We start from the raw sequence: 14,135 nt of genomic DNA, 5'->3' as shown, positions 1-14,135 counted from the left end.
TCGTTTACTTGTCTTTATGGTGATGGTCGTCGTGCACTGAGATCTTGACAAACCGTTTGCTGCTATCTTTCCATTCCCAATATTCTGGTTTATAGGGTAAGCCTGTTTCTCTGACGTCAGGATCAACAAGCATTAAGCGACTATTTGACTTAAACCTAAATTCCATTGCGGCTGTTATCCCGTCATATACAATGCCCGTTTTTATATCTACAACAGCTGATGCCTTACATGGCGAACCACACCCCCAATAAACAAAGCAATAGTGTCCGGCGAAGTTTAGACCCATAACCTCTCCAAATTCGTTTTTAGGCTCCTTGCTATTATATGTGTTTCTGATCCTTGTCCTGTATCTCTCCGCTAAGTCGTTACCTTTTATTCTGAGGCTTGCTTTGTGACCGGTATATAATGGAACCTTATACTGATTAAATGTAGGTTGTTGAGCAATAGTCTTTAAGGTAGTTAAACAAAAAAGAACGGCAATTAGGTGATAAGGCTTCATATGGTTTTTAATCAAAGATATTTCTTATAGCCTGCATTTCAAACTCTACGAGCCGCCCGCGAATAGAGGAGAGGATCTTTGTTGAGCGTTTAGCGCATGTATTTAAACCAATCTTCAAGTAAGATGCCGTTTTCATATATGTTTATCTCGTAATTACCCATCCCTTCTGGAAATAATTGAATGCCGCCATCCTTGGTATTGCCCCTTACAACCCATAGGAAATTGTCGTTGTCGCAGACAGCCACAAACCTTAATACGTTATTAGGCGTAACTTTGAATATCAGGCACTCTGGCTCTAATTGTATATCAAAAGGCTGATCATTTTCCCACAAGTCGAATTCGATGATATGGTTAATCATATTTTAATTTATGTTGAGTTCTAAAGGTATAAATTATTTATGTCGCGAGCCAGCTGCGAAGCAAACGTCACCAGGTCGATCAGACCAAGTGTAAGTGCGGCATAAGTGAAAGATATATTTAGCCCCGGCAAAGATCTCCTTTACCATTTGGGTAAAATTATGGCAGGAAGTAAGATATGCTTGAACAACTAACGCTTTTCGGCTCTTTTGGCGCGTTCGCTCTTGACTACACCCTCAATAGCTTCCTTTAGTAAAGGCTGCCGGTCGGCATCGATTTGGCTTTGCTTATCGCTTCCGTTAAAACTATAGGATAGCTTACCATTATTTTCGCGTGCTATCAATAGTGTGTTACCGTTACTGGTATAACTTATGTATCCATTTGGAGACAAGCCCACTACCATTGTACTGTCACTATTAAAGTTAACAGATCCACTATATGCCAACTGCACTTTGCTTTCACTGGTGGTGTTACAAGAAGTAGCCAGTATTGCAATACAGATGGCCCCGATTGGCGATTTAAAAATATTCATGTTGGTCGGTATTGGTTTGTGATGTTTAAGATTCAGTGACAACAAACATAACACTAATAGCTTTTATAATATACGGTTTTATTAATAATATCGGCTACACGAAGGGAAACACCGGGGCTAACAAACGAAAAAAGAGCATATTCAATCGGTAATAACACCTTTCAAATATGCTCTCTATTGCTTCATTTCTCGTCGGGATGAGAAGATTCGAACTTCCGACCTTCCCGACCGTGTCGGGACGCGATACCGGGCATAAAAAAGCCTTGCTGAAAATTCAACAAGGCTAATTAGTCGGGATGAGAAGATTCGAACTTCCGACCTTCCCGACCGTGTCGGGACGCGATACCGGGCATAAAAAAGCCTCGCTGAAAATTCAACAAGGCTAATTAGTCGGGATGAGAAGATTCGAACTTCCGACCTTCCCGACCGTGTCGGGACGCGATACCGGGCATAAAAAAGTCTCGCTGAAAATTCAACAAGGCTAATTAGTCGGGATGAGAAGATTCGAACTTCCGACCTCCAGCACCCCATGCTGGCGCGATACCGGGCTACGCTACATCCCGAAATAATGTAGGGAGTGCAAATATATAATTTGCAGATTTAATTCAAAACTGTAAATTAAATACAATCCTTTTTCCATCAAAAGAAACGCTGCCAGCCGTCCTGCAGCCCAGGTAAAGGGTTTCGGCCATTATATTGTTAAATATGATAACGTTGCCTTTTATTCGGCTTTGATTTTTTATCTTAACGCCCTTGATAAATATAATATCACCAATATTTTCCGTTTAATTATGTATTTGATACTTTAGCGCCAAACTATGCCAGCTGCCGGAAATTATGAATTACTTATTGAAAAGATAAATATCTTTATAAGGAAGTATTATTTAAATAATTTTTTGCGCGGCTTGATATTTTTGGGCGCCGGCCTGTTTAGCGCCTACGTAATAATTACCCTGAGCGAATATTTCGGAAATTTTAATATTCTTTTCCGTACCATCCTTTTTTATTTTTTTATCCTGCTCAATGCAGGCCTGGTGTGCTGGCTGATATTGCCGCCGCTGTTATCATGGCTTAAGTTAGGCCGGTCGTTAACGCATGACGAAGCCGCCGAAATTATAGGCAAACATTTTCAGGATGTAAATGATAAGCTGCTGAACACCCTGCAGCTAAAAAAACTGGCCGCCGCCGATGAAAGTCACCGCGCGCTTATTGAAGCCAGCATTGATCAAAAAATCGAATCATTAAAGCCGGTGAGCTTTCCATCGGCTATCAACATCCGCGAGAATGCGAAATACCTGAGGTATATCCTGGTGCCGGTTGCCGTTATCGTGGTTATCGCGTTGGCCGCCCCGTCCGTATTAACCGAAAGTACAAAAAGGCTCATCAGGCATAATGAGTATTTTATACCTGTTGCCCCCTTCAAATTCAATGTGCTCAATAAAACCCTTTCGGCAGTTCAGGGTGACGACCTGAAGCTGGAGCTGAAGCTTGACGGAGACAAATTGCCTGCTGATGTATATGTAGAAACCGCCAACAACACGTTTAAGCTGGATAAAGAGAACGTTAACCACTTTCATTACCAATTTACAAATTTGCAGCAAAACACCAAATTCAGGCTGATTGGTAATGGCTTTACGTCGGCCCTGTACGAGATCAGGGTAAATCAGAAACCTGCTTTGCTTCATTTTGATGTGGAATTAAATTATCCCGCCTATCTGCATAAAAAAAATGAAACGCTTTTAAATGCCGGCGATTTGGTAATACCCGCGGGAACAGCCGTCAGGTGGCTTTTGCATACCCAATTTGCAACCGGTCTGCGGTTTTTTATGAATAATGAACCACGCCAGGCCGCAACCGGTGGTGCCGGGTTATTTGAGCATAGCGAAAAAGTTTACAAAAACGCGGTTTACAGCCTTACCCCAATAAACACCCAGGTAAACCACACCGACCCAGCCACCTATCATATCAACGTGATTTTGGATGAGCCTCCGGTGATCAATGTTGAAGAGAAACCCGACTCGGTAAGTATGAAATCGTTGTACTTTAATGGAAAAATCCAGGACGACCATGGCTTTTCGGCTTTGAATTTCCATTATAATGTACAACCATCCGGCAATAAGGGCAATCCAAAAACGTTTATAAAACGTGTGGAGGCGGATATGGGACAGGCGCAGGCAGATTTCTTTTATTTTTGGAATTTAAAAGATCTGGGCATTAACCCGGGCGACCAGGTTACGTATTTTTTTGAAGTAGCTGATAATGATGGCGTAAACGGCCCAAAAAAGGCCCGCACCCCCGAACGCAGCCTTCATGTACCCGATGCCAGCGAAGTAAACGAGCAATTGAATGCCGGCACGCAGGCTATCAAGCAAAAAATGCAATCGGCCATTAAATTGGCGGGGCAGGTTGAAAAGGAGTCGCAGAAGCTTAACCAGATGCTGCTGAACAAAAACACCCTCTCGTTTGATGAGAAGAAACAGGTAGAAGATTTACTGCAAAAACGCAAAGACCTGGAAGACCTGGTGAAGGAAATAAAGGACGATAACAAAAAAAATCTGTACAATCGGCAGGAAAGCCAGCAGCAAAATGAAGAGATACTGGCCAAACAAAAACAAATTGAAGATTTATTTAACAACGTACTTGATAAAAAAACAAAGGAGCTTTTGCAAAACCTGCAACAACTGTTAAACGAGCAGCAAAAAGACGCCACCCGCGATGAACTATCCAAAATGCAGATGGATAATAAATCGCTAAAAAAGGAGCTCGACCGGATGCTGGAGCTGTATAAAAAGCTGGAATTTGATCAGAAACTAAACCAGCAGGTTGATCAGTTGAATAAACTTGCCGAAAAAGAACAAAAATTAGCTGAACAAACGCAGCAAAAAGGAGCAGATCAGAAACAATTACAGCAGGAACAGGATAACCTGAAAAAAGAATTTGATGATGTAAAAAAAGGGTTAGACGATTTGCAGAAAATAAATGAACAGGCCGAGCGCAAAAACGATTTCCAAAACCCCGAAAAGGAAACACAAAGCATAAAACAAAAAATGGAGCAAAGCGCCGGCGCTTTACAAAAAAACGATAAAAACAACGCCAGCAAAATGCAAAAACAGGCGGCCGAAGAAATGAAAGACTTAGCCGGTAAGTTACAACAACAAGACCAGGAGGGCGAAAGCAAAGAAAACTCGGTTGACGCCCAACAATTACGCGAGTTGTTGAAAAACCTGGTGAACAGTTCCTTCAACCAGGAAAAACTGATGCAGACGCTGAAAAGCACCAGCCCTACAGATCCTGCTTATGTCACCCTGTCGCAAAGCCAAAAGGACATTAAGGATAACCTTAAAACAGCCGAAGATAGTTTATACGCGCTTAGCCGGCGTATCCCACAAATACAATCAACTGTTAATTCGGAGATAAGCAGTATAAACACCCATATAGACCAGGCCCTGGATAACCTGGGCGACAGGCACACGGCCGAGGCCAACCGCAACCAGCAGTATGCCATGACATCCATGAACAACCTGGCCCTGATGTTGAGCGAAGCGCTGGACCAGCTGCAAAAAATGATGAATAAAAGCAAAAGTGGTAAAGGCAAGCCACAGTCAATATCGCAGCTAACAAAAATGCAGCAGCAACTTAACAAAAATATGCAAAAAGCGCGCGAGCAAATGCAGCAGCAAGGAAATCAGCCGGATGGTAAAACAGGGCAAGGGAAGCCGAAACAAGGCAATATGAGCGAACAATTGGCCCGGATGGCCCGCCAGCAACAACAGATAAGACAACAGCTGGAGCAGATAAATCGTGAAGAAAATAACAATGGTACAGGTAAATTAGGTAATTTAGATAAAATTTCGCAAGAAATGGAACAAACTGAGCGAGATCTCGTAAACAAGAAGATTACAGACGAGGCGCTAAAGAGACAACAACAAATACAAAGCCGGTTATTGGAAGCTGAAAAAGCGCAACAGGAGCGTGAGCAGGATCAGCAAAGAGAAAGCCAGGCCGGCAAAAACATACCTCCGGGATACATAAAGGCGTTGCAGGGTTACCAGCAACAACGGGCAAAGCAGACAGAACAGGTAAAGACAGTATCTCCGGCACTTAATTTGTATTACAAGCAAAAAATTAAATCTTACTTTGATCAACTTAATGCCAAATAATATGGAACAGGCAAATGTTCAAACCGGCGAATTATTCACGTTACAGCTACCGTCGAACCCGGAGAGCATAACGCAGCTTGAAGCGCTGATAGAAGAGATTGCTGATAAATACCACGTTGCAGATGATACATTTGCCAACATGATGACTTGCTTAAACGAAGCCGCTATAAATGCTATTATACATGGCAATAAACTTGACGCAACTAAAAAGGTGATTATTAATGCCGACGTTGCCCCCAAGCGCGTTATATGGACAGTTACGGACGAAGGCGAAGGCTTTGATTATAATCACCTGGCCGACCCTACAGCGCCGGAAAACCTGGAGAGCCTTACCGGCCGTGGCGTTTTTATTATTAAGCACCTGGCCGATCAGTGCATTTTTAATGCAAAGGGCAACGAAATTGAACTACATTTTAAAATATAATGCCCGCTATCAGCTTTTTTGAAGAAGACATTAACTATAAGCTAAAAAACAAAGCCCTTGTGCGTCAGTGGATTAAAGAAACCATTGTTGCCGAGGGTTTTAAATTGAAAGAGCTGAACTACATTTTTTGCTCGGATGCTTATTTGCTTACGCTTAACCAGCAATATCTTGACCATGATACCTACACCGATATCATCACTTTTGATAACAGCGAGGTTAAAGGCGATATTGTAGGGGATATTTTTATATCAATTGAGCGAATCCGTGAAAATGCCGTTAAGTTTGGCCATTCAGAAACAGATGAACTTCATCGCGTAATTATTCATGGCGCGTTGCACCTGTTAGGCTATACAGATAAAAGTGTTGTTACAAAGAAGAAAATGACACAAAAAGAGGACGAGTATTTAGCTACGCGAAGTTTTATTGGCTAATTTTACCTGCATATTTGTTTAACCATCAATTATTTAAAACCATGAAATTACTTTCTTTAATATTAGGCTTCGTTTTAATGACGGCCGCTCCATCGTCGGTTTACGATTTTAAACTAAAAACTATCGACGGGGATAACTTTTCACTGGCCAAATACAAAGGCAAAAAGGTATTGATTGTAAACACAGCCTCAAAATGCGGCTTCACCAAACAATACAAAGATTTAGAGGCATTGGCCGAAAAATATAAAGGCAAACTGGTTGTGGTAGGCTTCCCCGCCAACAATTTTGGCGGCCAGGAACCAGGCACCAACCAGGACATCAAGACCTTTTGTCATGACAACTTTAACGTTACCTTCCCAATGAGCGGAAAAGTTAGCGTATTGGGTTTGGATATCGATCCATTGTTCCAATACCTTACAACAGCACCGAACCCTGATTTTACCGGCGACATTAAATGGAACTTTGAAAAGTTTTTAATTGACGAAAATGGCAAGCTAATCCACCGTTTCAGGTCGGCAACCACACCAATGTCTGAAGATATTACCAAATATCTTTAATTAGATTTTAGATATTACTGATATTCCAGGGGCTCCGGTTTTTACCGGGGCCTTTTTGTTTTTATCCGCTGCCGTGGCCCGTGGTAAAATTTTTCCGAAATCAAATGGCTACCGTCTTTAACATATTACCCAGGGAACGGCTATTCATCGATATAAAAAGACTATCCACCGATATTTATATGCCGATGGAAATTTTTAGTCTAATTTCAGCGCTGAAATTAAAACGGTTAATTTAATAGTGCATGAATAAACAACTACTATAATCCAAAAGGAAGGCTTGCTTTCGCAAACCATGGTACTCTTGTCGTTCTTTACTTGTTTCTTCATACTTGTTAAGAAGATACTTTCAGTTAATAGTTAATTAATCAGCGCCTGCTCAGAGTGCGGCGCTTTTTATTTTCGCCTGCCTGGTTAATTTACCATAAAACCGGGTTCGGGCTATCGCATATTGGCAGCCCATAGTATCCGGCACCTCTTACCCGCAAATAAAATAACCCCTTTTCGATTTACCCCCAGGTTTGAAAATATCATTGCCTCTTTGCGTCCTATACCGGAAGCATATCAGGATTGCATTGGAAAAAATAAAAATCCGTGGTGACATAAGTCACCGCAGCAGGAGGGCAAATCATTTACTTTTGTATTAATAATTAGTTTTAAACATGCCATTTTTCGCTTATCTCGCATCCGCTTTAATCGGAATTTCGCTTGGCCTCATTGGTGGGGGCGGCTCAATCATGACGGTCCCGGTACTGGTTTACCTTTTTGGCGCCAGCCCGCTTTTGGCCACCTCTTACTCTTTGTTTATTGTTGGCTCAACCAGTATGGTTGGCGCTTTTACCAATTACCGCAAGGGGCTGGTGAATGTGAAAACAGCGCTGCTTTTTGGTATAACATCTATCAGCACCGTTTTTATAACCCGTAAGTTCCTGGTGCCCCTAATACCCCATAACATTTTACAGGTAGGTTCATTTCAACTCACCGAAAATATCCTTACCATGGTGCTTTTCGCAGTGCTGATGGTGGCTGCAGCAACAGCAATGATTAAAAGCGGCAGTAAAACGGAGGCGGCGCATAACACCGGCGATAAAAAACGCAACATTACCAAACTTTTACTTTATGGCATAGCCATCGGGTTGGCCACCGGCTTTTTAGGGGCAGGCGGCGGCTTTTTGCTGATCCCAACCCTTGTTTTACTGGTTGGTTTACCCATGAAAGAGGCCGTTGGTACCTCGCTGCTCGTCATCGCCATGAATTCGCTGATTGGCTTTACCGGCGACCTGGGGCATTTTACTATAGACTGGGGCTTCCTGTTAAAAATAACCGCGATAGCCATCGCCGGCATATTTGCAGGTGACTTACTTAGCCGCCGGGTTGATGCCGGCAAACTAAAAAAGGGCTTTGGCTGGTTTGTACTGGCAATGGGTATTTATATACTGGCCAAAGAACTGTTTTTTAAGTAAATTTAATGCGGCGGTGACTTTAGTTACCATCGGTTTGCGTACGAAACCGCAATTTTGTTAAAACATAAAGAATATATGATGCATATAGAACAAATATATACCGGATGCCTGGCCCAGGGTGCATATTACATCCAATCGGAAAACGAGGTTGCCATTATTGATCCCTTAAGGGAAGTGGAACCTTATATGGCTAAAGCCAAAGCGGCCGGCGCCACCATCAAATATGTTTTTGAAACTCATTTTCATGCCGATTTCGTATCGGGCCATATTGACCTGGCGCGAGAAACCGGCGCGCAGATTGTTTATGGGCCAAACGCGGTAACCGGCTTTGAGGCCTATATAGCTAAAGATAACGAAACCTTTAAAGTTGGCAAACTCACCATAAAAGTGCTGCACACGCCTGGGCATACCATGGAGTCGGCCTGTTATCTTTTAAGCGATGAATTTGGCAAAGAAACCGCGTTGTTCTCTGGCGATACCTTATTCATCGGCGACGTTGGCCGGCCCGACCTGGCACAAAAAGCATCCGGGCTGACACAGGAAGGCCTGGCAGGTTTATTATTCGATTCGTTGCGTACCCGCATTATGGTTTTGCCCGATGATGTTATTGTTTACCCCGCCCATGGCGCGGGATCTGCCTGTGGCAAAAACATGAGCAAGGAAACCACCGATACCTTGGGCAATCAAAAAAAATACAACTACGCCTTACGCCCCAACATGACGCGCGAAGAATTTATAACTGAGGTTACCCGTGGATTAACCGCCCCTCCGGTATATTTCCCGCTGAATGTTAAAATGAACAGGGAGGGTTACGAAAGCTTTGAAAAAGTGCTGAGCCAGGGAACCCAGCCATTAACCCCCGAAGCATTTGAAGCTGCAGCCAACAGCACAGGCGCCATTTTACTGGACACACGCGACCCCCTGGTTTTTGCAAAGGCCTTTGTGCCCAACTCCATTAATATTGGCATCAACGGGAGCTTTGCCCCATGGGTTGGCGCATTGGTGCCGGACATTAACCAGCAAATTTTACTGATTACCGAAGAAGGGCGCGAAGAAGAGGTTGTAACCCGCCTGGCCCGAGTGGGCTATGACCATGCCATTGGTTATTTAAAAGGAGGCATTAAGGCATGGCAGGCAGCCGGTAACGAAACCGACAGTATCGTATCCTTAACTGCTGATGAACTTGCGGATAAAATAAGCAACCATAGCCCGGTAAAAATTCTTGATGTGCGTAAAGCGCCGGAGTACTATGCCGAACATATAGTAGACGCCGAAAACCTGCCGCTGGATGACATTAACAGCAATATGGCCCGGCTGGACAAAAGCCAAACGTATTATGTGCATTGCGCCGGGGGGTACCGGTCAATGATATTCAATTCCATGCTGCGGGCACGGGGTTTTACTAACCTGGTTGATGTTCAGGGCGGCTTTAAAGCCATGAAAGATTCAGGCCGGTTTAAAATAAGCGCCTATGTGTGCCCAAGCACAATGCCCTGAGTAATTCATAAATTTTAGAATAAGGAACAATATACAACGATGCTTAATCTGCTTAAACAACCCTGGCCCTGGTACAGTTCGGGGGCTGCAATTGCCGCTATCATGGTTCTATTGCTTTATTTCGGAAAATCATTCGGCTTTTCGTCCAACCTGCGCACCATCTGCTCTATGGCCGGCGCGGGTAAAAAAGTGTCGTTTTTTGATTTCGACTGGCGGGCACAAAAGTGGAACCTGCTGTTTTTGTTAGGATCAGTTTTAGGCGGACTGATAGCTGCAACTTTATTAAAAAACGATACCCCGCTAAAACTGGCCGCTGCTACCATTACCGATCTTAAAACTATCGGTATAAATTTTGACGGGCAGCTAAATCCGGCACAGCTTTTTGGGATACATAGCTTGTCGTTAAAAAACGTTATCCTCTTGCTATCCGGCGGCTTACTGGTGGGCTTTGGCTCCAGGTATGCGGGCGGTTGTACATCGGGGCATGCCATCAGTGGCCTGTCAAATCTGCAATTGCCTTCATTAATAGCGGTCATCGGCTTTTTTGCCGGCGGGCTTATCATGACGCACTTTTTATTGCCACTGATATTATCGATATGAAAGGACTAAGATTTATTCTCGCAGGCATCATCTTCGGCATCATCATGACCAAATCCGAAGCCGTTTCCTGGTACCGCATCCAGGAGATGTTTCGCTTCCAGTCGTTTCATATGTATGGCATAATCGGCACTGCTGTCGCTTTAGGGGCGTTATCTGTTTTCCTCATTAAAAAGTACCACGTCAAAGATTCGCAGGGCAACCCCATCTTATTTCCGGATAAAGAAAAAAGCCCGTCAAAATACATCATCGGTGGCCTGATATTTGGCCTTGGCTGGGCGCTTACCGGCGCATGCCCTGGCCCTATGTTTGTTAATATCGGCTACGGGTATGTATCCTTTATCATTGTGGTTATCGGGGCGCTGTCGGGCACTTTCCTGTATGGTTTAATAAGGGGTAGGTTGCCGCATTAAACGAGCTGTTAATTTTACACAACAATTCATTAATTTTCGGCATGAATGACCGGAAGGATATACAAAACCTGAATGCCCGCAAGTTTATGGTTTGGCTGGCCATGGCATCTTCATTTATGCTGGTTGCCGGGTTAACCAGCGTATTCCTTATCTCAACCTCGGCCGGCGACGAAGCCCATACAAGGCTTCCCTTTGTATTTGTTATCAGCACGGTTGTTATCCTGGGCAGCAGCCTCACGTTGCATATTGCCGGCAAAAGTTTAAAGGGCTTACAAAATGCTAAATTTCACCTCTACCTAAAGCTTACTATTGAGCTTGGGCTACTGTTTATGTTGTTGCAGGCTGTTGCCTGGGGAATATTGCTCCATCAAAAAGTTTATTTTGATATGCATAAAAGCTACCAATCGTTCATTTATGTTTTTGTGGCCGTTCATCTTTTACACATCATAACAGGCCTCGCTTTGTTCGGTTATACCCTATCCGGCTCGTTACAAAACAAACCCCGGTACAGGATTTTATACCGGATGGAAATGAGCACTACCTTTTGGCACTTTATAGATATTTTGTGGGTGTATCTTTATTTGTTTTTGATACTGAAATAGTTGTTCGGCTAATCGACCTGGTGCTATGAAAAATAAGCGAGATATTTTACGGGAAACCGTAAAAAAAGTGTATTATTGTTTACCTTTGATATAGCCTAACCTTAAACATGAAGTGTTCAGAATTACTTAGGAAAATTAAACAAGCCGGGTGGTACGAAGTTAGACAATCGGGAAGCCATGTTGTATTGAGGCACCCGGACCATGAAGACGCCTTGATTTTTCCGAACCATGGAAGTAAAGAAATTCATAAAGGATTAGCAGAAAAACTCAAAAAACAAGCCGGGGTTAAATAATCCCATAAATTCAACAATAATGAAAAACCACATATTCAACGTTGGAAAAACAGCAACTGGCTTTGATGCTTATTATCAGGAAAAAGATAAGATATTGGTAGTAACTACCGGTACCAACATCACAGAATTAAAGAGAAACATTAATGAAGCCTATAATCTTCATGCAGAAGTAAACGGTAAGGCTTCTATTACTGTAGATGATATCACTTTAAAATATGACATATCATCCTTCTTTGAATTTTATAAAGAAATTAATGCCTCTGCTCTCGGGAGTAGAATTGGAATGAATAAAAGCTTAATATCTGATTACGTAAATGGTCGAAGAACACCATCAGAAAAACAGACAATTAAAATACTTAATGGCATTAAGCAGTTGGGGAAAGAGCTAACGGAGCTGGAATTATCTTAAAGATTTAAAGGAACAATAGGTAGACGCTTTTCCACAAAAAGCAGTATTTGAATCTTGCGAACGCCGTTCGCTTCCAACGGCTGGCAAAATGATGTGCTCTCCAGACAGATAAGGATGCCAAACATCCAACATTTTACTACGTTAGTAAGTTGATATCCAATTTGACCATACATTACCTACCCTATGATTTTTACAAAAGCTAAGGCTGCCTGCAAATTAATTTTTTGCACTTTGTTTATTTCCATGGCGATAGCTGCAATCGCCCAAAATAAAAAACCAACACCCACCGATAGTGCTCCTAAGATTGTTAACATCGTTAACTTCATTCGCCTACTGGAGCCGCGCGACACGGCAATTACCGAGGATGTATTGTACCAAACCGTGGTAAAACAGGTAGAGATCATGAAAAAATATCACCTGGGCGGTACATTCCTTTTACAATATGATGCGCTGATGGATAAGCGTTATCAAAAACTGTTGGCAACCCTGCCAAAAGGAACTTTCGAGATTGGCGCCTGGTGGGAAATTCCGCAGCCCATGGTAGAAAACGCGGGCCTTAAATGGCGCGGCCGTTATCCCTGGGACTGGAGGGCAAACATTGGCTTTTCTACAGGCTATACACCAAAGGAGCGCGAAAAGCTGATAGATGTTTACTTCCGTGATTTTAAGAGGATATTTGGTTATTACCCCAAATCGGTAGCATCATGGTTTATTGATGCCTACAGCATCAACTACATGTACCAAAAATACCATATTGTGGCATCGGCAAACTGTAAAGACCAATATGGCACCGATGGCTACACCCTTTGGGGTGGCTACTGGAACCAAGCCTATTATCCAAGCAAGATAAACTCCTATATGCCGGCGCAGCATGCACAAAACCAGATCCCCGTTCCTATCTTCCGGATGTTGGGCAGCGACCCGGTACGCCAGTATGACAACGGCCTTGGCACTACCCGGCAGGGCGTTGTTACCCTTGAACCTGTTTATAAATTCGGCGGTGGCGATTCTACCTGGGTAAACTGGTTTTTTAAATCGTTTACGGATGATCTTTCGCTTGGTTTTAATTATACCCAGGCCGGGCAGGAAAACTCCTTCACCTGGGATGCTATGGCCAAAGGCTTCGAAATCCAGATGCCGCTGATTGCCAAATTGCAGACCGAACATAAAGTCAGAGTGGAAACGTTGGAACAATCTGGCCGTTGGTTTAAAAAGACCTACCCGGTTACCCCGGCAACTTCATTTACAGTAACAAAAGACATCCCTGGCAGCGATTTGAAAACCGTTTGGTACAACAGCCGCTTTTACCGCGTTAACCTGTTGTGGGAAGATGGCGGTCTGCGTATTCGCGACATTCATTTGTTTGATGAAAAATTCCCGTCGGTGTACGAAACCGAAGCTGCGACATCAAACGAATGCACCTTTTTTACCCTGCCGGTTGTGGATGGCTACATTTGGAGCAAGCCTGATCATATTGCCGGTTTGCGGTTGAAGAAAAAGGTGGATGGGAAAGAAATCCTGGTAAAAGGCTCCGTCCCGGTGTTTACAAATACCGGGAAAAGCAGCATGCATATATCATATCCATTGATCAATGCGGAAGGCTGGCTGGAGATTGACCTAACGGAAACAAAAATTAAAATACATTTGGAAAGCAAAACAGCTAATACCTGGTTCTTTGATTTGGACACCGCTCCCGGCGCTCAATTACCATTCAAAAATATAGCGCCCAAACAAGTGGATTGCCAATTTGAGAAAACGGGGTATGTTTTGAACGCCCCGAAAGGTTCGTTTTCAAAACCCGCTAATGGATCCGTTTTAAGGATTACTCCGGACAGGATGACCAATGCCATTGTATTGGATTTTGCAAACGCCACTAAGCGATAGTAAAATGATCTAAGTCTCCT

15 protein-coding genes and 1 tRNA gene are annotated in these 14,135 nt (G+C 43.2%); 12 read left to right on the top strand and 4 right to left on the bottom strand.

Going from position 1 to position 14,135, the window contains the following annotated elements:
- Window positions 1-4: 4 nt before the first annotated feature.
- The 4 genes from AC1DXF_RS03155 to AC1DXF_RS03140 form a co-directional block, all read right to left on the bottom strand.
- Entirely contained in the window at window positions 5-499 is a 495-nt protein-coding gene (locus tag AC1DXF_RS03155; RefSeq protein ID WP_477446028.1) for a hypothetical protein, read from the bottom strand.
- Between the two features lie 89 nt (window positions 500-588).
- On the bottom strand, window positions 589-858 hold the full coding sequence (locus AC1DXF_RS03150) for a hypothetical protein (RefSeq protein ID WP_477446026.1): 270 nt from the start codon (window positions 856-858) through the stop codon (window positions 589-591).
- Between the two features lie 188 nt (window positions 859-1,046).
- On the bottom strand, window positions 1,047-1,388 hold the full coding sequence (locus AC1DXF_RS03145) for a hypothetical protein (protein ID WP_477446024.1): 342 nt from the start codon (window positions 1,386-1,388) through the stop codon (window positions 1,047-1,049).
- A 489-nt stretch (window positions 1,389-1,877) separates the two neighbouring features.
- A tRNA-Pro gene (locus tag AC1DXF_RS03140) sits at window positions 1,878-1,951 on the bottom strand.
- Between the two features lie 255 nt (window positions 1,952-2,206).
- Here AC1DXF_RS03140 and AC1DXF_RS03135 point away from each other — a divergent pair.
- The 12 genes from AC1DXF_RS03135 to AC1DXF_RS03080 all read left to right on the top strand — a co-directional run bounded on the left by AC1DXF_RS03135 (window position 2,207) and on the right by AC1DXF_RS03080 (window position 14,115).
- On the top strand, window positions 2,207-5,548 hold the full coding sequence (locus AC1DXF_RS03135) for a DUF4175 family protein (RefSeq protein ID WP_477446022.1): 3,342 nt from the start codon (window positions 2,207-2,209) through the stop codon (window positions 5,546-5,548).
- Window position 5,549: 1 nt separating this feature from the next.
- Window positions 5,550-5,972: an ATP-binding protein gene (locus tag AC1DXF_RS03130; RefSeq protein ID WP_477446020.1), complete on the top strand. Its 423-nt coding sequence runs from the start codon at window positions 5,550-5,552 to the stop codon at window positions 5,970-5,972.
- Window positions 5,972-6,403: an rRNA maturation RNase YbeY gene (ybeY, locus tag AC1DXF_RS03125; protein ID WP_477446018.1), complete on the top strand. Its 432-nt coding sequence runs from the start codon at window positions 5,972-5,974 to the stop codon at window positions 6,401-6,403. The genes AC1DXF_RS03130 and ybeY overlap by 1 nt, the downstream gene beginning before the upstream one ends.
- Window positions 6,404-6,444: 41 nt before the next feature.
- The gene (locus tag AC1DXF_RS03120; RefSeq protein WP_274210813.1) at window positions 6,445-6,960 is read left to right on the top strand and encodes a glutathione peroxidase; all 516 of its coding nucleotides are present in this window, start codon (window positions 6,445-6,447) and stop codon (window positions 6,958-6,960) included.
- 659 nt (window positions 6,961-7,619) lie between these two features.
- Window positions 7,620-8,420 carry a sulfite exporter TauE/SafE family protein gene (locus AC1DXF_RS03115; protein ID WP_477446015.1) on the top strand — a complete coding sequence of 267 codons (801 nt, stop codon included), beginning with the start codon at window positions 7,620-7,622 and terminating at the stop codon, window positions 8,418-8,420.
- A gap of 75 nt (window positions 8,421-8,495) precedes the next feature.
- Window positions 8,496-9,917 carry an MBL fold metallo-hydrolase gene (locus AC1DXF_RS03110; protein WP_477446013.1) on the top strand — a complete coding sequence of 474 codons (1,422 nt, stop codon included), beginning with the start codon at window positions 8,496-8,498 and terminating at the stop codon, window positions 9,915-9,917.
- 39 nt (window positions 9,918-9,956) lie between these two features.
- Window positions 9,957-10,517, top strand: a complete 561-nt coding sequence (locus AC1DXF_RS03105; protein ID WP_477446011.1) for a YeeE/YedE family protein — start codon at window positions 9,957-9,959, stop codon at window positions 10,515-10,517.
- A complete protein-coding gene (locus AC1DXF_RS03100; protein WP_477446009.1) occupies window positions 10,514-10,927 on the top strand; it encodes a DUF6691 family protein in 414 nt (137 codons plus the stop codon). The genes AC1DXF_RS03105 and AC1DXF_RS03100 overlap by 4 nt, the downstream gene beginning before the upstream one ends.
- A 41-nt stretch (window positions 10,928-10,968) precedes the next feature.
- Window positions 10,969-11,529: a cytochrome c oxidase subunit 3 gene (locus tag AC1DXF_RS03095; RefSeq protein WP_477446007.1), complete on the top strand. Its 561-nt coding sequence runs from the start codon at window positions 10,969-10,971 to the stop codon at window positions 11,527-11,529.
- A gap of 107 nt (window positions 11,530-11,636) precedes the next feature.
- Window positions 11,637-11,822: a type II toxin-antitoxin system HicA family toxin gene (locus AC1DXF_RS03090; RefSeq protein WP_477446005.1), complete on the top strand. Its 186-nt coding sequence runs from the start codon at window positions 11,637-11,639 to the stop codon at window positions 11,820-11,822.
- Window positions 11,823-11,841: 19 nt separating this feature from the next.
- Window positions 11,842-12,231, top strand: coding sequence for a helix-turn-helix domain-containing protein (locus AC1DXF_RS03085; protein WP_477446003.1), 390 nt, complete (start codon window positions 11,842-11,844; stop codon window positions 12,229-12,231).
- 183 nt (window positions 12,232-12,414) lie between these two features.
- Window positions 12,415-14,115, top strand: coding sequence for a hypothetical protein (locus tag AC1DXF_RS03080; RefSeq protein ID WP_477446001.1), 1,701 nt, complete (start codon window positions 12,415-12,417; stop codon window positions 14,113-14,115).
- Window positions 14,116-14,135 lie beyond the last annotated feature (20 nt).

The sequence above is a fragment of the Mucilaginibacter sp. P2_A5 genome, assembly GCF_056404995.1.
The sequence above is the reverse complement of the archived record's forward strand: the minus strand, read 5'-3'. Positions and strand labels throughout refer to the sequence as shown.